The sequence below is a fragment of the Streptomyces phaeoluteigriseus genome, assembly GCF_001896135.2.
GTDB lineage: Bacteria > Actinomycetota > Actinomycetes > Streptomycetales > Streptomycetaceae > Streptomyces > Streptomyces phaeoluteigriseus.
The window spans coordinates 389,754-410,425 of the sequence record NZ_MPOH02000015.1; the positions used below are offsets into that span (position 1 = coordinate 389,754).

The 20,672-nt window shown below is 72.5% G+C and carries 14 protein-coding genes, 1 tRNA gene and 4 pseudogenes; 5 read left to right on the forward strand and 14 right to left on the reverse strand.

Features of this window, described 5'->3' with window-relative positions; all coding sequences use genetic code 11:
- Positions 1 to 89: 89 nt before the first annotated feature.
- The 7 genes from BM536_RS19615 to pgsA all read right to left on the reverse strand — a co-directional run bounded on the left by BM536_RS19615 (position 90) and on the right by pgsA (position 6,564).
- Positions 90 to 842 (reverse strand): YebC/PmpR family DNA-binding transcriptional regulator, encoded by a 753-nt coding sequence (locus tag BM536_RS19615; RefSeq protein ID WP_073493633.1) that lies wholly within the window; start codon positions 840 to 842, stop codon positions 90 to 92.
- A 48-nt stretch (positions 843 to 890) separates the two neighbouring features.
- Positions 891 to 1,499, reverse strand: a complete 609-nt coding sequence (pdxT, locus tag BM536_RS19620; protein ID WP_073493635.1) for a pyridoxal 5'-phosphate synthase glutaminase subunit PdxT — start codon at positions 1,497 to 1,499, stop codon at positions 891 to 893.
- 4 nt (positions 1,500 to 1,503) lie between these two features.
- Positions 1,504 to 2,352 carry a pyridoxal 5'-phosphate synthase lyase subunit PdxS gene (gene pdxS, locus BM536_RS19625; RefSeq protein ID WP_229894770.1) on the reverse strand — a complete coding sequence of 283 codons (849 nt, stop codon included), beginning with the start codon at positions 2,350 to 2,352 and terminating at the stop codon, positions 1,504 to 1,506.
- Between the two features lie 706 nt (positions 2,353 to 3,058).
- Entirely contained in the window at positions 3,059 to 3,604 is a 546-nt protein-coding gene (locus tag BM536_RS19630; RefSeq protein ID WP_073493639.1) for a LemA family protein, read from the reverse strand.
- A gap of 211 nt (positions 3,605 to 3,815) precedes the next feature.
- Complete coding sequence (locus tag BM536_RS19635; RefSeq protein ID WP_073493641.1) at positions 3,816 to 4,982, reverse strand: glycosyltransferase family 4 protein; 1,167 nt, start codon at positions 4,980 to 4,982, stop codon at positions 3,816 to 3,818.
- Complete coding sequence (locus BM536_RS19640; RefSeq protein WP_094103274.1) at positions 4,979 to 5,887, reverse strand: phosphatidylinositol mannoside acyltransferase; 909 nt, start codon at positions 5,885 to 5,887, stop codon at positions 4,979 to 4,981. The genes BM536_RS19635 and BM536_RS19640 overlap by 4 nt, the downstream gene beginning before the upstream one ends.
- Positions 5,884 to 6,564, reverse strand: coding sequence for a phosphatidylinositol phosphate synthase (gene pgsA / locus BM536_RS19645; RefSeq protein WP_094103275.1), 681 nt, complete (start codon positions 6,562 to 6,564; stop codon positions 5,884 to 5,886). The genes BM536_RS19640 and pgsA overlap by 4 nt, the downstream gene beginning before the upstream one ends.
- 313 nt (positions 6,565 to 6,877) lie before the next feature.
- On the opposite strand from pgsA, the gene BM536_RS19650 reads away from it, so the two are divergent.
- Positions 6,878 to 9,073: an elongation factor G-like protein EF-G2 gene (locus tag BM536_RS19650; protein WP_073493642.1), complete on the forward strand. Its 2,196-nt coding sequence runs from the start codon at positions 6,878 to 6,880 to the stop codon at positions 9,071 to 9,073.
- A gap of 187 nt (positions 9,074 to 9,260) precedes the next feature.
- Positions 9,261 to 10,922, forward strand: a complete 1,662-nt coding sequence (locus BM536_RS19655) for a hypothetical protein (RefSeq protein ID WP_073493644.1) — start codon at positions 9,261 to 9,263, stop codon at positions 10,920 to 10,922.
- A 279-nt stretch (positions 10,923 to 11,201) separates the two neighbouring features.
- On the opposite strand, the gene BM536_RS19660 is transcribed toward BM536_RS19655, so the two are convergent.
- Positions 11,202 to 11,762: an HIT family protein gene (locus BM536_RS19660; RefSeq protein WP_073493646.1), complete on the reverse strand. Its 561-nt coding sequence runs from the start codon at positions 11,760 to 11,762 to the stop codon at positions 11,202 to 11,204.
- Positions 11,763 to 11,829: 67 nt separating this feature from the next.
- Between BM536_RS19660 and BM536_RS19665 the strand changes: the two genes are divergently transcribed.
- Positions 11,830 to 12,564 (forward strand): potassium channel family protein, encoded by a 735-nt coding sequence (locus BM536_RS19665; protein ID WP_079275011.1) that lies wholly within the window; start codon positions 11,830 to 11,832, stop codon positions 12,562 to 12,564.
- 33 nt (positions 12,565 to 12,597) lie between these two features.
- On the opposite strand, the gene thrS is transcribed toward BM536_RS19665, so the two are convergent.
- The 4 genes and pseudogenes from thrS to BM536_RS19680 all read right to left on the reverse strand — a co-directional run bounded on the left by thrS (position 12,598) and on the right by BM536_RS19680 (position 16,687).
- Positions 12,598 to 14,574, reverse strand: coding sequence for a threonine--tRNA ligase (gene thrS / locus BM536_RS19670; RefSeq protein ID WP_073493647.1), 1,977 nt, complete (start codon positions 14,572 to 14,574; stop codon positions 12,598 to 12,600).
- Between the two features lie 91 nt (positions 14,575 to 14,665).
- A pseudogene (locus BM536_RS41290) lies at positions 14,666 to 15,502 on the reverse strand (hypothetical protein); the annotation flags it as partial.
- A gap of 71 nt (positions 15,503 to 15,573) precedes the next feature.
- Positions 15,574 to 16,124 (reverse strand): annotated as a pseudogene (locus BM536_RS41295) (hypothetical protein); the annotation flags it as partial.
- Positions 16,121 to 16,687 carry a DUF4365 domain-containing protein gene (locus tag BM536_RS19680; RefSeq protein WP_073493649.1) on the reverse strand — a complete coding sequence of 189 codons (567 nt, stop codon included), beginning with the start codon at positions 16,685 to 16,687 and terminating at the stop codon, positions 16,121 to 16,123. The pseudogene BM536_RS41295 and the gene BM536_RS19680, both read right to left, overlap by 4 nt.
- Before the next feature lie 193 nt (positions 16,688 to 16,880).
- On the opposite strand from BM536_RS19680, the pseudogene BM536_RS19685 reads away from it, so the two are divergent.
- Positions 16,881 to 17,605: pseudogene (locus tag BM536_RS19685) on the forward strand (exonuclease domain-containing protein).
- 74 nt (positions 17,606 to 17,679) lie between these two features.
- Here the strand turns inward: BM536_RS19685 and BM536_RS19690 are convergent.
- Positions 17,680 to 17,751: transfer RNA gene (locus BM536_RS19690), tRNA-Val, on the reverse strand.
- 39 nt (positions 17,752 to 17,790) lie between these two features.
- Entirely contained in the window at positions 17,791 to 18,237 is a 447-nt protein-coding gene (locus BM536_RS19695; RefSeq protein ID WP_073493651.1) for an SRPBCC family protein, read from the reverse strand.
- Between the two features lie 58 nt (positions 18,238 to 18,295).
- Between BM536_RS19695 and BM536_RS19700 the strand changes: the two are divergent.
- Positions 18,296 to 20,668, forward strand: a pseudogene (locus BM536_RS19700) (SCO7613 C-terminal domain-containing membrane protein).
- The last annotated feature ends 4 nt before the right edge of the window (positions 20,669 to 20,672 follow it).

Consider the following 20,672-nt stretch of genomic DNA (forward strand, 5'->3'; position numbering starts at 1 on the left):
CGTCAGGCTATCCGCTGCCACCGACAACGACGTCGGGCCGGTAGGACGTGTCCCACCGGCCCGACGAATCCGCTCGGTTCGCGGTCGCGCTACGCGTCGACCTTCTCCATGACCTCGTCGCTGACGTCGAAGTTGGCGAAGACGTTCTGCACGTCGTCGCTGTCCTCGAGCGCGTCGATCAGCTTGAAGATCTTCCTGGCGCCCTCCTCGTCCAGCTCGACCTGCATGGTCGGGACGAAGTTGGCGTCGGCGGAGTCGTAGTCGATGCCGGCGTCCTGGAGGGCGGTGCGGACCGCGACCAGGTCGGTGGCCTCGCTGATGACCTCGAAGGACTCCCCGAGGTCATTGACCTCTTCGGCGCCCGCGTCCAGGACGGCGCCGAGCACGTCGTCCTCGGTCAGCTCGCCCTTGGGGACGATGACGACGCCCTTGCGGTGGAAGAGGTACGACACCGAACCCGGGTCGGCCATGGAGCCGCCGTTGCGGGTCATGGCGACGCGGACGTCGGAGGCGGCACGGTTGCGGTTGTCGGTGAGGCACTCGATGAGCACCGCGACGCCGTTCGGGCCGTAGCCCTCGTACATGATCGTCTCGTAGTCGGCACCGCCGGCCTCAAGGCCACCGCCGCGCTTGACCGCGGAGTCGATGTTCTTGTTCGGTACCGACGACTTCTTCGCCTTCTGGATGGCGTCGTAGAGCGTCGGATTGCCGTCGATGTCGACGCCGCCCATGCGCGCCGCGACCTCGATGTTCTTGATCAGCTTCGCGAAGAGCTTGCCGCGCTTGGCGTCGATCACGGCCTTCTTGTGCTTCGTCGTGGCCCATTTAGAGTGGCCGGACATCTGCCTGTCTCCTTCGCGTAACCCATCTCTGCATGAACGCCAGAGATCCTACAAGGACTCCGGTGTCCGGTAGGCGCGCACCATGTCCACGAACAGGGCGTGCACGCGGTGGTCGCCCGTCAGCTCCGGGTGGAACGACGTGGCCAGCGCGTTCCCCTGGCGGACGGCGACGATGTGACCCTGGTGCTCGGCCAGCACCTCGGCGCGGGCACCGACCGACTCGACCCAGGGGGCGCGAATGAAGACGCCCTCCACAGGATCGCCCTCGACGCCCTTGATGTCGACGGCTGCTTCGAAGGACTCGTTCTGCCGTCCGAAGGCGTTGCGGCGCACGATCATGTCGATGCCGCCGACGGTCTCCTGGCCCGAGCGCGGGTCGAGGATCTTGTCGGCGAGCAGGATCAGGCCGGCGCAGGTGCCGTAGACGGGCAGACCGGCCCGCACGCGCGCGCGCAGGGGCTCCAGTACGCCGAAGAGGACGGCCAGCTTGGAGATGGTGGTGGACTCGCCGCCGGGGATGACCAGGCCGTCGACCTCGGCGAGTTCCTCGGGGCGCCTGACCGGCCTGGCCACGGCGTCGGCCGCGGCCAGGGCGATGAGGTGCTCCCGTACGTCGCCCTGGAGGGCCAGGACGCCGATGACAGGTGCGTCGCTCACGTGACTACCAGCCGCGGTTGGCGTAGCGCTCGGTCTCGGGGAGCGTGTCGCAGTTGATGCCGACCATGGCCTCGCCGAGGTTGCGGGACGCGTCCGCGATGATCTTCGGGTCGTCGTAGAAGGTGGTCGCCTTCACGATGGCGGCGGCGCGCTTGGCCGGGTCGCCGGACTTGAAGATGCCGGAGCCGACGAAGACGCCCTCGGCGCCGAGCTGGCGCATCAGGGCGGCGTCGGCGGGGGTGGCCACGCCACCGGCGGAGAACAGCACGACCGGCAGCTTGCCCAGCTCGGCGACCTCCTTGACCAGCTCGTACGGGGCGCGCAGGTCCTTGGCGGCGGCGTACAGCTCGTTGTTGTCGTAGCCGCGGAGCCTGGCGATCTCGTTCTTGATCTGGCGCAGGTGGCGGACCGCCTCGACGACGTTGCCGGTACCGGCCTCGCCCTTGGAGCGGATCATCGCGGCGCCCTCGGCGATGCGGCGCAGGGCCTCGCCCAGGTTGGTGGCGCCGCAGACGAACGGCGTGGTGAAGGCGAACTTGTCGCTGTGGTTGACCTCGTCGGCCGGGGTGAGGACCTCGGACTCGTCGATGTAGTCCACGCCGAGGGACTGGAGGACCTGGGCCTCGACGAAGTGGCCGATGCGGGACTTGGCCATGACCGGGATGGAGACCGCCTCGATGATCTCCTCGATCATGTTCGGGTCCGACATCCGGGCCACGCCACCGTCCTTGCGGATGTCGGCGGGAACCCGCTCCAGGGCCATGACGGCGACGGCGCCCGCGTCCTCGGCGATCTTCGCCTGTTCCGCGTTGACGACGTCCATGATCACGCCGCCCTTGAGCTGCTCGGCCATGCCGCGCTTCACGCGCGCGGTGCCGGTCTCGGGGGCCTGGTTCTGGGTGCTGGACACGGGTTGACCTCACTGAAGGGAAAGAGGGTTTTCTACCGCACTGAGGAAACGCGAGTGGACCAGTCCACAGCAAGGGCCAATGGGAAGCCGGTGGATCCTTTTCGGCCGGGGTCTGGCGCGGCTCCCTCCGGCCGTGTCGCCTGCCGGTCGCCTTCCACGTCGCTTCCGCGCCTCTTGCCATGTCGCTTTCCACGTCGCTTCGGTGCCTCTTGCCGTGTCGCTTCCCGCGTCGCTTCGGTGCCTCTCGCCGTGTCGCTCTGCGGCGGGTCGGCGGGCCCGGTCGCGGGTCACCGGCGGGACGGAGGTCAGAGTCTGCGCGGGCTGACGCACACGACCTCCTCGCGGGGCCTGAGCGCCGGCGCCGCCGGCGCCGGGGCCGCGCCACGCCGGGCGAACTCCAGGACCATGCGCGGCCGGTCGCTGGTGCCACGCCGGGCGAACTCCGGGACGGCACGCGGCCGTCGCCGGGGCCGCGCGGCGCGGGGTGGACCCCGGGACGGTGCGCGGCCGGGCGGGCCTGACCCAGGCCGGCGGGCCGGCGACCGCCACGGTCGGCGGGGGCAGCACTCGGCGGTGCGGGTGAAGTCGGAACCGTCCCGCCCACGCGACGGGCACGCTCAGGCGACCACCGGCGTCGTGCCCCCGGTGGTCACGACCGCGAACGGCCGATGAGCACGGCGGGCGGCTCGTCGTCCATCTCGAAGGCCATCGGGAACGGGGCGTGGCCGGCCAGCCGGAACCAGCGCACCTTGCGGTGCTCGCGCAGCCTGCGGGCACCGCCCACCGCGTCGTTGTGGAAGCGGCGGGCCATGGGCACCCGCAGGACGGCCTCCGTCAGCTCGTGCGCCGCGGCCTCTCCCCCGGGCGCCTCACGGACGGCCTCCAGCTGCTGTACGTCCGCGAAGACCGCCCGCAGCGCCTGGCTCAGGTCGCTCTCGGCGACCTCCCGCTGCTCCTCCTCGGCCTGCCGGGCGGCGTGCGCGGCCTCGTACAGCACGATCGAGGCGGCCGGGTCGAGCACGCCCGAGGTGGCCAGTTCCTGGGCCACGGACGCCCTGCGCAGCAGTTGCGCGTCCAGTGCGGCGCGGGCGGCGTCGATACGGGCGTGCAGCCGGTCCAGGCGTCCCGCCGTCCAGCTCAGGTAGAGGCCGATGGCGACGAGGAGGACGAGGATCCAGATGAGGGTTGCGGTCACGGGCCGCAAGGCTAGTCGCTCCGCGGGCTCGGCCGGGATGCCTCCCGTGGCCGTCTGCCGGGACCTGCCGCCCGCGCGCGGGCCAACCCCTCCGGCGCCGGACGGACCCTGTCCTCGAACTACCTGAGCAGGCACCCCTGGACGAACTACCCGAGCAGGCACCCCGGGGCGGGCCGGCTCACCCGGCCGGTGCCGTCACGTCTGCCCCGCGTCAGTCCCGGGCCAGGCCGAAGCGTGCCCGCAGGCCCGGGGAGCCTCTGTCGTCCGCCGCCACGGCCGCCGCGCCCGCCGTCACGGTCTCGTACACGGAGAGGATGTCCGCGCCGACCGTCGACCAGTCGAAGCGCCGGACATGGGCGCTTCCGCGGGCGCGCAGGCCGGCCCGCCGCTCTGGGTCGCCGAGCAGCCGTACGGCCGCCTCGGCCAGCGCGTCCGGGTCCTCGTTGGTGAACAGATCGCCCGCGCCGCCCTGGTCGAGCACCTGGGCGAAGGCGTCGAGGTCGGAGGCGAGCACCGGGGCCCCCGCCGACATGGCCTCGACCAGGACGATGCCGAAGCTCTCGCCACCGGTGTTGGGGGCGACGTACAGGTCGATGCTGCGCAGGAAGCGGGCCTTGTCCTCGTCACTGACCATGCCGAGGAACTCCACCCGGGAGCGCAGTTCCTTCGGGAGGTTGCCGACGGCCTCCTCCTCGTCGCCCCGTCCGGCCACCAGCAGCCGCGCGTCGGGACACTCGGCGAAGATCTTCGGCAGAGCGGCCATCAGCACCGGCAGGCCCTTGCGGGGCTCGTCGATGCGGCCGACGAAGCCGATCGTCCCGCCCTGCCACTCGGGGTTGGGCTCGGCGCGGGCGAAGAAGTCGACGTCGACGCCGTTGGGGATGACCACGGCGTCCCCTCCGAGGTGTTCCACCAGGGTGCGGCGGGCGTACTCGCTCACCGCGATCCGCGCGCTGATCTTCTCCAGGGCGGCCTGGAGGATCGAGTAGGCGGCGATCATCGCGCGCGAGCGCGGGTTCGACGTGTGGAAGGTCGCCACGATCGGGCCCTGCGCCGCCCAGCAGGTCAGCAGCCCGAGCGACGGCGAGGTCGGTTCGTGGATGTGGACCACGTCGAAGGCGCCGTCGTGCAGCCAGCGGCGTACCCGGGCGGCGCTCAGGAAGCCGAAGTTCAGCCGGGCCACCGAGCCGTTGTACGGCACCGGGACGGCACGGCCGGCCGAGACGACGTACGTCGGGAGCGGGGTGTCGTCGTCGGCGGGAGCGAGGACGGACACCTCGTGGCCGAGCCGGATGAAGTACTCGGCGAGGTCGCGGATGTGGAACTGGACGCCACCGGGCACGTCCCAGGAATAGGGGCAGACGATGCCGATTCTCACTCGGGTCCCTTCGCGGGTTCGAGATCGGCGAGCCACAGCCGCTGGAGCATGTGCCAGTCCTCCGGATGTTCGGCGATCCCCGTGGCGAAGACGTCTGCCAGCGCCTGTGTCATGACAGACGTCCGCTCGGCCCGCGTGCCTGACTCGGGTACCGGGATCGGGGGATGGATGCGGCCCCGCATGACGGGCGAGTCGTCGTACCAGAGCGTGGCGGACAGCAGCAGTGCGCCGGTCTGCTGGGCGAGCAGGGCCGGTCCGCCGGGCATGCGCGCGGTGGCACCGAAGAACTCGACCTCGACGCCGGACGCGGACAGGTCGCGGTCGGCGACCAGACAGACCAGGCCGCCGTCGCGCAGCCGCCGGGCGAGGGTGCCGAAGGCGGTGCCGCCGTTGTGCGGCAGGACCTCCATGCCGAGGCCCTCGCGGTAGGCGACGAAGCGGTCGTAGAGCGTCTCGGGCTTGAGGCGTTCGGCGACCGTGGTGAACGGGAGGCCCAGTGCGGTGGTGGCCCAGGCACCGGCAAGGTCCCAGTTGGCCAGGTGCGGCAGCGCGAGGACGACGCCCTTGCCGGCCGCGAGGCCGTCGGTGAGGTGGTGCAGGCCCTCGGGCTCGAACCCGGACGCGACCCGCTCCGGGCTCCAGGCGGGCAGGCGGAACGACTCCATCCAGTAGCGCAGGTAGGAGCGCATGCCCGCGCGCGACAGTTCGGCCAGCCGTTCCGGGCTCGCGTCCGGCACCACGCGCGCGTAGTTGCTCTCCAGCCGCTGCACGCCCTTGCCGCGCCGCTTCCAGGCGAGGTCGGCGAGGGAACGGCCGAGGCGGACCGCCACCGGCTCGGGGAGCCTCTTGACGGTGCTCCAGCCGAGCCCGTACAGCCCGTCGGTCAGCTGGTCACGTGCGCTCACTGGGCCGCCTCACGCCCCTCGGACGACTGCCGGCCCGCCGCGGTCTCCGCGTCGGCCTCCGCCGCCTCGCGCCGGACGGTGACGACCCGCTGGATCAGCGTGACCACGCTGCCGACGGCGACGAGCCACAGGGCGACCGGCAGCAGGTACTGGATCCCCGGCACGCCGAACGCGTGCAGGCCCGCGAGCCCGGCCGCGACCAGCGACACCACGAGCCGCTCGGCGCGCTCGACGAGCCCGTTGACCGCGACGGGCAGCCCGATCGACTCGCCGCGCGCCTTGGTGTACGACACGACCTGGCCGCTGGCCAGGCAGAAGATCGAGACGGCGCACAGGACGTTGTCGTCGCCGTGGCCCGCGTACCAGAGGGCGAAGCCGCCGAAGATCGCGCCGTCGGCGACCCGGTCGAGCGTGGAGTCCAGGAAGGCGCCCCAGCGGCTGGAGCGGCCGAGCTGGCGGGCCATGTTGCCGTCGACGAGGTCGGAGAACACGAACAGCGTGATCACGACCGTGCCCCAGAAGAACTCGCCCATGGGGTAGAAGACCAGCGCGCCCGCGACCACTCCGGCGGTGCCGACAAGCGTGACCGTGTCGGGGCTCACGCCCCGGCGGATGAGAAACGCGGCGAACGGTGTGAGGACACGCGTGAAGAATGCACGCGCGTACTTGTTCAGCATGGCCTTCCCGAAGGTTGTATGGCCGCGCGGCCCCTGCTGGCCGCCGGCTGGCCCATCGTAGCCACGCGCGTGGGTGTACGACCGCCGGGCACCCGGGCCCGGTGTCAGGGCCCGGCCGCATCCGGGTCACGGCGGGGTCGTGCGCCCGGTCCGCGCCCCGGCCGTGTGTGTGGCCTCGTCGCGTCCTTCGTATGGACGCACCGTGACGGGAGTGGAAAGCTCGAAGGACCGCGGGCGCCGCCGGAGCCGCCACCGCACGCGGAGCCGCCGTGTCCGCGCCCCGATGACCTCACCGTGCACGGGAGGCAGAGAAATGGGCGACAAGGCGAACACACATCCCGGAGCCGCCGGCAGGGCTACGGCGGCCGACCACCCCGCGTCCGTACGCAATGTGGTGCTGGTCGGCCACTCCGGATCGGGCAAGACGACCTTGGTGGAGGCTCTCGCGCTGACGGCGGGGGCGGTGAACCGGGCGGGCCGTGTGGAGGACGGCGGCACCGTCTCCGACTACGACGACATCGAGCACCGTCAGCAACGCTCGGTGCAGCTCTCCCTGGTGCCTGTCGAATGGGACGGCATCAAGATCAATCTCCTCGACACCCCCGGGTACGCCGACTTCGTCGGGGAGCTGAGGGCCGGTCTGCGTGCTGCGGACGCGGCCCTCTTCGTCGTCTCGGCCTCGGACGGCGTGGACGGTTCGACGCGCATGGTGTGGGAGGAGTGCGCGGCCGTCGGCATGCCCCGCGCGATCGTCGTCACGCATCTGGAGGCCGCGCGCGCGGACTTCGAGGAGATGACGCGGATCTGCGCGCAGGCCTTCGGCGGCGACGACCCCGACGCCGTGCTGCCGCTGTACCTGCCGCTGCACGGCCCGCAGGCGCCGGACGGGCACGCGCCCGTGACGGGACTGACCGGGCTGCTGTCGCGGAAGCTGTTCGACTACGCCTCCGGCGAGCGCAAGGAGTCCGAGCCGGGCGAGGACGAGCTGCCCGGGATCGAGGAGGCCCGCGACCGGCTGATCGAGGGGATCATCGCCGAGAGCGAGGACGAGACCCTCATGGACCGCTATCTCGGCGGTGAGCAGATCGACGTGAAGACGCTGATCGAGGACCTGGAGCGGGCCGTGGCGCGCGGCACGTTCTTCCCCGTCCTGGCCGCGGCCCCGGCCGCCGAGGGCGCCCGGCAGGGCATCGGCACCGTCGAGCTGCTCGAACTGGTCACCAGGGGTTTCCCGACGCCGCTGGAGCGCGAGGCGCCCCGCGTCACCACGGTCGGCGGCGAGCCACGCGCGCTGGACCTGTGCGATCCGGACGGACCGCTGGTCGCGGAGGTCGTGAAGACGGCCTCCGACCCGTACGTCGGCCGGGTCTCGCTGGTTCGTGTGTTCTCCGGCACCCTGCGCCCTGACCAGACCGTCCACGTGTCCGGCCACGGGCTCACCGACCGCGGCCACGAGGACCACGACGTCGACGAACGCGTCGGGGCCCTCTCCTCGCCCTTCGGCAAGCAGCAGCGGGCGCTGACGCACTGCATCGCGGGCGACCTCGCGTGCGTGGCGAAGCTGAGCCGCGCGGAGACCGGCGACACGCTCTCCGCCAAGGACGACCCGCTGCTGATGGAGCCGTGGCAGATGCCCGACCCGCTGCTTCCGCTGGCCATCCGGGCGCACAGCAAGGCCGACGAGGACAAACTCTCGCAGGGGCTGTCCCGGCTGGTCGCCGAGGACCCGACGATGCGGTTGGAACAGAACCAGGGCACCCACCAGGTGGTGCTGTGGTGCCTGGGAGAGGCCCACGCGGACGTCGCCTTGGAGCGGCTGCGCAGCCGCTACGGCGTGCAGGTCGACGTCGTCCCGCACAGGGTCGCCCTCCGCGAGACGTTCGCCGCGAAGTCGTCCGGGCGTGGACGGCACGTCAAGCAGTCCGGCGGGCACGGACAGTTCGCCATCTGCGAGATCGAGGTGGAGCCGCTGCCGGGCGGATCGGGCATCGAGTTCGTGGACAAGGTCGTGGGCGGCGCGGTGCCGCGCCAGTTCATCCCCTCCGTCGAGAAGGGCGTACGGGCGCAGGCCGTCAAGGGCGTCGCCGCGGGCCATCCGCTCGTCGACGTCCGGGTGACCCTGGTCGACGGCAAGGCGCACTCGGTGGACTCCTCCGACGCCGCGTTCCAGACGGCCGGGGCGCTCGCGCTGCGCGAGGCGGCGGCGGGCGCGACGATCCATCTGCTGGAGCCGGTGGCGGAGGTGGGGGTGCTGGTCGGCGACGAGTACGTGGGCGCCGTGATGAGCGACCTGTCGGGGCGGCGCGGCCGGGTGCTGGGCACCGAGCAGACGAGCGGTGGTCGCACGCTGGTGCGCGCCGAGGTGCCCGAGATCGAGATCGGCCGGTACGCGGTCGACCTGCGCTCCCTCTCGCACGGCACGGCCCGCTTCCACCGCGCGTACGCCCGGCACGAACCGATGCCGGCGCAGGTGGCCGAGCGGATCCGCCAACAGGAGCGGGACGGCTAGGGGTTGGTGCGCGGTCACCCTCAAGTGGCCGCTGTGGAACGAGTTCCTCCGATTCGGCGGGCGGCTTCGGCCGTCCGCCGACGGAAGTCCGTGCCTGGATATACGCTGATGACCTGATCAACAGGTGTGCGAAGTACGGAAGTCGGGAAGGCCGCAGAAGCGACAGTGGCGGCGATCGGGGGCGGGAATGACCGTGGGCAGCGGTTACGCGGACTTCTTCGGGCCACAGGTGCCGCAGCAGGGCGACGGCGGGCAGACGCCGACCGTCGCGCTGGCCTCGGCCGCCTATCGGGACAACCCCGTCGAGGACATCAAGAAGGCCGACAACGAATGGCACCAGTCGACGGTCGGTACCGGCCGCAGCTGGGCCAAGATCTTCCGCCCCAACCTCGGCGAGGCGTTCTCCCAGGCGGTCGTCGACCGCATGCTGGGCGTCGGGCGCAAGCCGCTCATCCAGTCCTTCGGCAGTGACCCGCAGGCGGTCGTCGAGCACTGCCTGGCCGCCAACCGGATCCGCCGCGAGCGCGACCGCAAGCTCACCGGCGTCATGGTCGTGTGCGGTCTGCTGTTCCTGCCCGGCCTCCTGGTGTGGCTGCTGGTGTTCCAGCTCCGGGCCACCATGGTGAAGGCGGACACCAGGCGGGTCTCCGGGCTGGCCACCGGTCTGCTCGTGGCCGTCGGCGCGCTCGCCGCGCTCTTCCTGCTCCGCATGCCGTTCTCCGGCCTGGCCGGGTGGTACGCGCGCGGTGCGGTCGTCGCCCCGGTGGCCGGCTGGTTCCTGGCCAAGCGGATCTGCGAGGGCACGGCGAAGGACCTGCGTGAGCGCTGGGACAGCCTGCTGTCCGGCAGCAGCGTCGGCGCCAAGGTCCCCGAGGCGGTGCCGACCAGTCCCAACCAGACGGCGGCCGAGCAGTTGCGCCAGTCCCTGGCCCGGCTGAGCGCCGAGCAGCAGTCCAACTCCGTCTTCTACGCCGGTCCCAAGGGGATACTCGGCATGGGCACCCGCTGGGGCGCCTGGCACCTCGCGGAGGAACTGACCCCGCTCGACCCCGTCAAGGGCGTCCACGAGTTCCGCAGCTGGACCGTCGTGCGGGCCATCCACGACCAGCTCCAGCTGCTGCACCGGCAGAGCCTGAAGACCGGCGGTTTCCCGCCTCCTTCGGTACGGCACTGGATCGTCACGCCGGTCGGTGAGAACGCGAAGGCGGTGGCCCGCCCGGAGGGCACCGACGTGGAGGCCTACCAGGTCAAGCCCAGGGCCGTGGAGGACATCTGCAACAACCAGCAGTTCGGCGGCGGCGACCGGCACTACCTCGGCGTCCAGTGGCCGCTGTGGGACGGCCAGTTGATCATCACCATGCTGATCACCGTGACCGTGCTGCACGAGACGCTGCGCATCGAGGTCACCGGCCATGCGCTGGGCCCGGTCAACGCCCTGTTCACCAGCAAGCCCGAGGCCCCCACGAAGGAGGTCGCCAAGACCGTCCGGTTCTGGGAGACCCGCAAGATCAGCCTGCCGCTGGTCACCGCCGACGAGGTGGTACGGGTGGCCGCGCGCGCCACGATCAGCTGGTACCCGCCGCTGCTGAACTGGCTCGGCGGCTCCATAGGCCTGCCCGAGCCGTTCGGCCTGCGGCACGCCTGGGCCGACCAGCCGTGGCGGCACCGCTTCATGGCCGACGACGCGCTGCGGGCGGCGACACCGGTGCTGAGGGTGGTGCACTCGGCCGCCTTGCGGGTGCTCAAGGAGCACGACGTGGACACCGAGAAGTTCAGCTCCCGCTCGTCGGCCCTCAGCGGCGCGATCCAGGACCTGACTCCGAAGAAGGCGGACACCTACGACGCGTAGGCCTCCGGCGGGGAGGCGGGGCACCCCCGGGTCCGGGGGTTGGCCGGCCTGCTGGGGGCGGCTGCGCCCCCAGACCTCACGCCACCGGCGTGCACGGCATCGTGTCCTCAGGCGCCGGACGGCATCGTCGTCAGGCGCCGCACGGCCTCGTCCTCGGGCGAGGCCGGCCTGCACGGCCTCGTCCTCAGGCGCCGGACGGCATCGTCGTCAGGCGCCGCACGGCCTCGCCCTCACGCGCCAGCCGGCCTTGTCCTCAGCCGCCGGACGGGCCGATACGGTTCACGAGGTCGGCCACGCCTCCGCCAGCATCTTCCGCGTGTCCGCCAGCAGCTGCGGCAGCACGCGCGTGTGGCCGACCACCGGCATGAAGTTCGTGTCGCCGCCCCAGCGGGGCACGATGTGCTGGTGCAGGTGCGCGGCGATGCCGGCGCCCGCCACCGACCCCTGGTTCATGCCGATGTTGAAGCCCTGGGCGCCCGACGCGGTACGCAGAGCCGTCATGGCCTGCTTGGTCAGTTCGCCCAGCTCCGCCGTCTCCGGCCCGGTCAGGCCGGTGTAGTCGGCCACGTGCCGGTAGGGGACGGTCATCAGGTGGCCGCCGTTGTACGGGTACAGGTTCAGCACCGCGTACACGTGCTCGCCCCGCCGGACCACCAGGCCGTCCTCGTCGGACATCGCCGGGATCGCGCAGAACGGACAGCCGTCGTCGGCTCCGGGGCCCGTGGGCTTGTTCTCGCCCTGGATGTAGGCCATCCGGTGGGGCGTCCACAGGCGCTGGAACGCGTCCTGCGTCCCCACTCCGATCTGCTGCTCCGGCTCACTCGTCATGCCAAGCAGCATATGGCTTCGCCCGTTCGCGGCGTGTCGGCGGGGTGAGCGCGAAAGGCACGCGGGCCAAGCTGTGCCGATGACCGCAGACAGCCCCCTGAACCGCTGGGAACAGCGCACCGAGGTGCCCCTCGCGCTCGCCTCGCTGGCCTACCTGGCGGGGTACGCCGTCCATGTCCTCGCCACCGGCCTGCCCGGCGTCTGGCGTGATCTCTGTCTGGCGGTGACGCTCGCGGCGTGGGCGCTGTTCGCCGTGGACTACGCGGTGCGCTGGCGGCTCAGCGGACAGGGTCCGCGCTTCGTGCGGCGGCACTGGCTGGACACCCTGGTGGTGCTGCTGCCGCTGCTGCGCCCGCTGCGGATCGTGCGGCTCTACGAGGCCGTACTGCGCCGGCACGGGGAGCCACGGCTGTCGCTGCACGCGCGCGTGATCGTCTACGCGGGGGTGTCGACGGTGCTGCTCGGCTTCGCGGGCGCGCTCGCCGTCTACGCCCAGGAACGCGGGGCGCCGGGCACCGAGATGCCCACCTTCGGGGACGCGGTGTGGTGGGCCTGCTCCACCCTGTCCACCGTCGGCTACGGCGACGTGACGCCGGTCACTCCGCTGGGCCGGTTCATCGCGGTCGGCCTGATGGCGTGCGGCCTGGCCCTGCTGGGGGCGGTCACCGGTTCCTTCTCGTCCTGGCTCATCCAGGTCTTCGCGAGCGAGGGCGAGCGGACGGGCCAGGGCGAGCGGACGGGCGAGCAGAAGGACAAGCACGGGGCCGAGCGCGGGGCCGAGGCCGCGGACGGGACGGGGCCCCCGGGAAACTGACCCCCGAGGGCCCCGCGCCCCGCGTCGTACGGATCAGACCTGCGTGCGCTCCTCGACGACCTTCGCGATCTTCGCGATGGCCTCGTCGAGCGGGATGCCGTTCTCCTGCGAACCGTCGCGGTAGCGGAAGGACACCGAGCCGTTCGACATGTCCTCGTCGCCCGCGATGACCATGAAGGGCACCTTCTGCTTCTGGGCGTTGCGGATCTTCTTCTGCATACGGTCGGAGGAGGAGTCGACCTCGACCCGCAGGCCCTGCTTCTTCGCGGCGGCGGCGAACTTCTCCAGGTACTCCACGTGCGCGTCGCCGATCGGGATGCCGACCGCCTGGACCGGGGCCAGCCACGCCGGGAAGGCGCCCGCGTAGTGCTCCAGGAGCACGGCGAAGAACCGCTCGATGGAGCCGAACAGCGCGCGGTGGATCATGACCGGGCGCTGCTTGGAGCCGTCCGGGCCGGTGTACTCGAGGTCGAAGCGCTCCGGCAGGTTGAAGTCGAGCTGGATGGTCGACATCTGCCAGGTGCGGCCGATCGCGTCCTTGGTCTGGACGGAGATCTTCGGGCCGTAGAAGGCGGCGCCCCCCGGGTCGGGCACGAGCGGCAGGCCCTGCTTCTCGGCGACCTCGCGCAGCGTCTCGGTCGCCTCCTCCCAGACCTCGTCCGAGCCGACGAACTTCTCCGGGTCCTTGGTCGACAGCTCCAGGTAGAAGTCGGTCAGGCCGTAGTCGCGCAGCAGGCCGAGGACGAAGGTGAGCGTCTTGTCGAGCTCCTCGGACATCTGTTCGCGAGTGCAGTAGATGTGCGCGTCGTCCTGGGTGAAGCCGCGGGCCCGGGTGAGACCGTGCACGACGCCCGACTTCTCGTACCGGTACACGGTCCCGAACTCGAAGAGGCGCAGCGGCAGTTCACGGTAGGAGCGGCCGCGCGCGTCGAAGATCAGGTTGTGCATCGGGCAGTTCATGGGCTTGAGGTAGTAGTCCACGCCCTCGTCGAGCTGCATGGGCGGGTACATGCCGTCGGCGTACCAGTCCAGGTGGCCCGAGGTCTCGAAGAGCTTCCCCTTCGTCGCGTGCGGGGTGTAGACGAACTCGTAGCCCTCCTCCTCGTGGCGGCGGCGCGAGTAGTCCTCCATGACCCGGCGGACGACGCCGCCCTTGGGGTGGAAGACGGCGAGGCCGGAGCCGATCTGCTCGGGGATGGAGAACAGGTCCAGCTCGCTGCCCAGCTTGCGGTGGTCGCGCTTCTCCGCCTCGGCGAGGAAGTCCAGGTGCGCCTTCAGCTCGTCCTTGGACGGCCAGGCGGTGCCGTAGATGCGCTGGAGCATCGGGTTCTTCTCGCTGCCGCGCCAGTAGGCGGCCGCGTTGCGCATCAGCTTGAACGCCGGAATGAGGCGGGTCGTGGGCAGGTGGGGACCGCGGCAGAGGTCCTTCCAGCACAGCTCGCCGGTCTTCGCGTCCAGGTTGTCGTAGATGGTCAGTTCACCGGCGCCGACCTCGACGTCCGCACCGTCGTCGTGCGAGGCGGAGCCCTTGAGGCCGATCAGCTCCAGCTTGTACGGCTCGTCGGCCAGCTCCTCGCGGGCGGCCTCGTCGGTCACCACACGGCGGGAGAACCGCTGCCCGCGCTTCTGGATCTCCTGCATCTTCTTCTCGACGGCCTTGAGGTCCTCGGGCGTGAACGGCTTCTCGACGTCGAAGTCGTAGTAGAAGCCGTCCTTGACCGGCGGGCCGATGCCCAGCTTGGCCTCGGGGAAGATCTCCTGCACGGCCTGCGCCATGACGTGCGCGGTGGAGTGGCGCAGGATGTTCAGACCGTCCTCGGAGGAGATGTCGACACCCTCCACGGTCACGCCGTCGCGCAGTTCGTGGGCGAGGTCCCTCAGCTCGCCGTCCACGCGTGCGGCGACGATCGAGCGCTCACCGGCGAAGAGGTCGGCGGCCGTGCTGCCCGTCGTCACCGTGCGCTCTTCCCGCTCGGAATCGCGTTGGATGATCACACGGACGTCTGACACCGGTCTCTCCTGACTGAAGGCGGAACGCGGCCCAGATCTCCATCGCCGCGCAATAGGCGATCGTACCGACCCGGGACCGCCCTCCGCGAAATCAGTCCCCTCCGCACGCCTCCTCGAAGACGGCCGTGATCTCCGCGGTCTCCTGGAGCGACTTCATCAGCCGGTCCCGTTCGGCGTCGTCCACCTGCACGGGCACCACATCGCGGGCGCCGGTGAGTCTGCGGAAGCCGCCCCGGCTCTCCAGCCGGCCCTGCACCCGCACCGGCAGCCCGACCAGGTGGGCCTGGCCGGCGATGCGGTAGTCCTCCTCGCCGAGGGTGAGCCGGACGTGCGGGACCTCGACCCCGGCGATCACCCGCAGCCGTACGCCGCCCTCGCCGCGCGGTCCGGACCTGCGCAGCCGGACGACCGTGCCGGTGATCCGCACGGGCACGGAGGGTTCCTCACGCAGATAGCGGGCGCCGCCTCGCGCAGGGCGGGCAGGTCTCCGGGGGAGAACTCGACGGGTTCGGCGGTGGCGGCGCAGTCCTCGGGGACACCGGCGGCGGGGGCCCATGCGACGGCGACCCGAGCTCCCTCGGTGCCGCGGACGAGGGCCACGAGCGCCTCGGTCAGCTCGCGACTGGCACCGGCCTCGACGGCGCTGTCGAAGGCGTCCATGCCGCCGGTGGCGCGCTGGTAGTCGATGGCCTCGCGGACGGCGTACAGCGCCTGGTGGAGACGTACGGCGAGGCGGCGGGCCGTGGCCACGGGGGCGAAGGCGGTCAGGCCGCGGCGTCGGCGGCGGTGCCGACGAGGACGCTCTCCAGCATGGCGCCGGCCGACCGCCGGTGCCGGGCGCCGTAGTAGCCGGCCCGCGCGCGGGTGCGAGCGCGCCGGCGAGGAGCATCTGCCGGCGGCGGCCGCGCAACTGTTCCCCGGCCACCCAGGACGACGGCTCCGGCCCGCCTCGACGGGCCCGGGTCCGGGGTCGTCCCTCCCGAAGGCGGTCAGGCCGCGGCCGTCGGCGGCGGTGCCGACGAGGACGCTCTCCAGCATGCGCCGGCCGACCGCCGGTGCCGGGCGCCGTAGTAGCCGGCCCGCGCGCGGGTGGCGAGCGCGCCGGCGAGGAGCATCTGCCGGGCGGCGCCGCGCAACTGTTCCCCGGCCACCCAGGAGACGGCTCCGGCCGCCTCGACGGGCCCGGTCGGGGTCTCCCGCCACCAGCGGATCTCGTCGCTCGGCACGGCCAGGGCGACCAGCACCTCGCGGGCGGCGGGCGTCTGGAGGCGGGCCAGCGCCAGCAGCGCCTCACCGAGCAGGTCGTCGCTGTCGGGGAAGGCGCGGCTCTCCGGTACGAGCAGGCTGGTACCGCCGCCGCCCGGTCCGGGCGGGGTCCAGCGGCCGTAGCGTCCGGCGGCACCGCCGCGGCGCTGCCAGCCGTGCCGGCGCAGCAGGGCGCCGAGGACGGCCGGGTCGACCTGGGCGGCCTCGGGCGGCCGGTTCCAGGCGGAGTCGACGGGGTGCGGCCGTACCGGCCTCAGGGGCTCCTCCGGTGGGCGGTGGGTCATGGTCTGCCTCCCGTCCCGACCCGCGTCATGATCTCGCACAGCGCCCGGTCGTCGAAGATCCGTGCCGTCGGGATCCGCACGGTGGTCCGGGTCCGGCCGGTGATCGGGTGCCCGGCCAGGTTGACCCAGTAGCAGCAGTGCCGCAGGTCGAGCCGGTCGTGTCCGGCCCTCAGCCACTGGTCCCGCGACCGCGGGACGATCATCACGACGAGGATCTTGTGCACCGAGACCGGGGTGCGGGCGAGCTTGCGCAGGTGGTCGTTGTCGAGCGTGAAGGAGAAGGAGCGCCCCGGCGGGTGGGGCGGGAGCTGGTACGTGGCCTTCAGCTGCACCTTGATGGTCACCTCGTCGTCGACGGTGTGTCCGGGGGCGCTGTGGCTGACGTGCCAGTCGATGCCGTTGTCGGGGAACGGCTGGGACAGCGAACAGCCCGCGGCCGCCGCGACCGCGTGGAGGTAACCGACCTGGAGTGTCTCCATGCACGCCGTGGTGGCGAGTGAGCCGCGATGGGGCCCCGTGCGTTCGGGCAGCAGCCCGCCACGCTCGGGCTGCGCTATCGCCATGACCGGACAGCCTTCCGAGCAAAGAGGAGCCCCGCACCGGGGGCCGGGAGAAATACCGCGTCGCGCCCCTGAACTGGCAGGACCCGTACTCCTGTTGTCTCCTGGCGGCGTACGGCGCAAACAGCCCGGGTATCACCAGACAGGCAGAGGACGGGGCGTCAGCTGTCCTGGGTGAGTGAGGGGTTGTGGTGGTATGACGTGCTGGTACGAGGGGCCGCTGGCGGCCTTCGACACGGAGACGACGGGCGTCGACGTCGAGACCGACCGGATCGTGTCGGCCGCGCTGGTCGTGCAGGACGGGCCGGCCTGCGGCCCAGGGTGAGCCGGTGGCTGGTGAACCCGGGCGTGCCGGTACCCGAAGGGGCGACGGCGGTACACGGCCTGACGGACGATCACCTCCAGCGGAACGGCCGTTGGCCCGCGCCGGTGATGTACGAGATAGCCGAGCTGCTCGGCGAACAGGCGGCGGCCGGACGGCCGCTGGTGGTGATGAACGCGCCGTTCGACCTGACGCTGCTCGACCGGGAGCTGCGCCGGCACCGCGCGTCCTCGCTGGGGCACTGGTTGGAGCCGGCGCCGCTGCGGGTGCTGGACCCACGGGTCCTGGACAAGCACCTGGACCGCTACCGCAAGGGCCGCCGCACGCTCACCGACCTGTGCGGGCACTACGGCGTGACGCTGGCCGACGCGCACGACGCGGCGGCGGACGCGGCCGCCGCACTGGAGGTCGTACGGGCGCTGGGGCGGCGTTTCGCGGCCCGGCTGGAGCGGCTGACCCCCGCCGAGTTGCACACGCTCCAGGCGTCCTGGCACGCGGCGCAGGCCCGGGGGCTCCAGGCGTGGTTCGCGCGCAGCGGCACCCCGGAGACGGTCGACACGTCGTGGCCGCTGCGCCCGGCGATGTCGGCGGCGGCGTGACGAGGACAGCGGCCGACGGGCACGGAAGGGCATGCAAAAGGCCGGTCCGCGTGCTGCGGACCGGCCTTTCCCGGTGGGCGATACTGGTTTCGAACCAGTGACCTCTTCGGTGTGAACGAAGCGCTCTCCCACTGAGCTAATCGCCCGGGAACGCACTGAACAATACAGGTCCCCTCGGGTTTCCTTCAAACCGCTTCGAGATACCGGAGCAGTCCGCGCCGCCCGGCCCGCATCATCAGCCGGTGGTTGGCGCGAAACAGCGGACGTCCCGGCACGGCGAACGTCCTGAGCAGCGGTTTGGTCACCTCGACGACCTGCTCGTACCGGGCGAGGCTCCCGGTGCCGTGCGCGGTGACCGTCCAGCGCGCCCAGCCCTGGATGTCCCCGGTCATCGCGATCTCCAGCACCCCGGCCACCGGGTCTCGTCGCACCTCGCGCCCGGTGAAGGTCATGGCGTACGGCAGGAGCGAGCGGATGGTCATGACGCCGGTGGTGTCGTCGAGCCGGGTCACCTCGCGGACCTGCGGCCACCAGCGGGGATAGTCCTCGGCCCGCTCCAGCGCCGCGTAGACGGCGGCGGACGGCGCGGGCAGCGGCCACCGGCTGAGGAAGCGGTAGTGGTTCCAGTCCATATGCCGAGTGTGCCCGTACACGGACCGGGATCTGAGTACGTCCTGAGTAGCCGCGCTCATGCCGTGCGGCGTGACGCGGGCCACACTCCGTTCCATGACGCACATTCCGCCCCCGGCCGAGGAGCTGCGGCTCCTCGACGCAGAGCTGTGGCAACTGGACGCCCGCCGGGCCCAGTTGCTCGCACGCCGTGCCTGGCTGGTCGCCTCGCTCCAGTCGGCGCGCCCGGTCCGGCCGCCGCTGCCCCCGGCCGCCCCCCGCCCCGAGGCGAGCGCCCCGCGGGTCCAGAACGTGCTCCTGCTGCTCGGCGGCGTGCTGCTCACCATCGCGGCGATCGCGTTCACGCTGGTCAGCTGGGGTCACCTCGGGGTCACCGGGCGGGCCCTGGTGCTGGGCACGGTCACGCTGGCGGTGCTCGCCGCGCCGGTGCCGCTGCTGCGGCGCGGGCTGCGCTCGACGGCGGAGTCGGTGGCCGGTCTCGGCCTGGCGCTGACGGTGCTGGACGCCTACGCCCTGCACGGGGCCGCCCTCACCGACACCGACGGCACGGGCTACGCGGCGGTCGCCGCGGCGGTGCTCGCCGCGCTCTGGACGGCGTACGGCCGCGGTCTCGGCGCACTGCGGCTGCCGCTGCCCGCCGGGCTGGTCGCGGCCCAACTCCCCCTGGTCCTCTGGGCGGTCGCGGCGGGCGCGGATCCGTACGGCGTCGCGACGGCGATGCTGGTGACGGCCGGTCTCGACGCGGTGCTGGCGTTCGGGATGACGGCCGGCGCCGTCCGGGTCACGGTCACGGCCGGTGCGTACGGCCTGGGCGGCTGGGGGGTGCTGGCGGCCGGGTGGCTGTCCTGGACGGCCACCGGTCCGGGCGCGCCGCCCGTGCGGCGGCGCTCCTCACCTTCGCGGCGGTGATCGCTCTGGTGGCCGCCGCGCGGCTGCCGGAGCCGGCCGTCGCGAAGGGCACGGCGCTCGCCGGGGGCCTGCTGCTGGTGGCGGCGGGCGGCGGCCTGCTCCGGGTGTTCCTGTCCGCCGGCTGGGCGGTCCCGGTCCATCTGGCGTTCGGTGTCGCGCTGTTGGCGGCGGTGCGCGCGGACCGGCTCCCCGGGCCCGTGCGGCAGGGTCTCCTGCGGGCCTCCGCCGCGGTGCAGGCGCTCGCGCTGCTGTGGGCCGTACCGCTGGCCGTCGTCACGTTGCTGGGCCCGCTCGGCCGGGTGGAGCGCCCGTGGTCGGGCGAGGTGTCGGACGCCCGCGCCGCGGTCACCGCGCACACGCCGTGGCCGACGTACGCGGGGCAGGCGCTCCTCGTCCTGGTGGCCGTCGCCGGTGTCCTGGCCGCCCTGGCCGTGCGGCGGCACCAGCCCTGGCGTCCGCGGGCGCGGACCGGAGCGCTGCTCCTGGCCTGGGCGGCCTGCCTGGCCCTTCCCTCGGTACTCGAACTGCCCTACACCGTAGCCCTGTTGACGGCGGGCGCCGTGACGGTGGCGGCGGCCTTCCTGCCCACGCCGTGGCTCGCCCTGGCCACCTCGCTCCACATCGCGTTCCTGTCCCTGGCCACGCGGTCGGCGACGCTGACCGTCCTGTCGGCGCTGACCGTGCTGGGCGCGACGGCGGCCCGGTGGCCGCGCCTCACCCCGGTCGCGGCGCCGGCCGCCCTCGGGTACGCCACCACGCTGGCCTGTGCGACGGGTGCCGCGGCGGACTGGCAGCCGCCGCACACGGCGCTGCTCGTCCTCTGCGTGCCCGTGGTCGCGGCCCTGGCCGCCGCCCGGCTCGGCGCGTCACCGGCGACCCTGCCGGTGGAGGCGGCCGGAACCACCGCCGCGGTGCTCGCCCTGGGCCTCGCGGTGACCGACCCGCCGATGCTGGCGACGGTGCTGGCGGGCTGCGGGGTGATCGCCGCGGGCACGGCGGCCCGGCCCGAGCGCCGCGAGGCCGGCTACGCGGCCGCCGTCCTGTTCCTGCTGGCCACCTGGGTCAGGCTCGCCGCCTGGGACGTCACCACCCCGGAGGCGTACACCCTCCCGGTGGCCGTCCCCGCGCTGCTCGTCGGCGCCTGGCGCCGGCACCGCGACCCGCTGACCGGATCCTGGACGGCGTACGGCCCCGGACTCACCGCGGCCCTGCTGCCGAGCCTGGCCTCGGCCTGGAGCGACCCGGAGTGGACGCGCCCGCTGCTGCTGGGCGCGGCGGCCCTGCTGGTCACGCTGCTGGGCGCCCGGCACCGGCTGCGGGCCCCGCTGGTCCTCGGTGGCTCGGTGCTGGTGCTGGACGCCCTGCACGAACTGGCCCCCTATCTCGTCCAGGTGGCCGACGCGCTCCCCCGCTGGGTACCCCCCCGCACTCGCCGGAGTCCTGCTGCTCGCCGTGGGTGCGACGTACGAGCGTCGGATCCGGGACGTCCGGCATGTGCGGGAGGTCCTGGAGAGAATGAACTGAACCG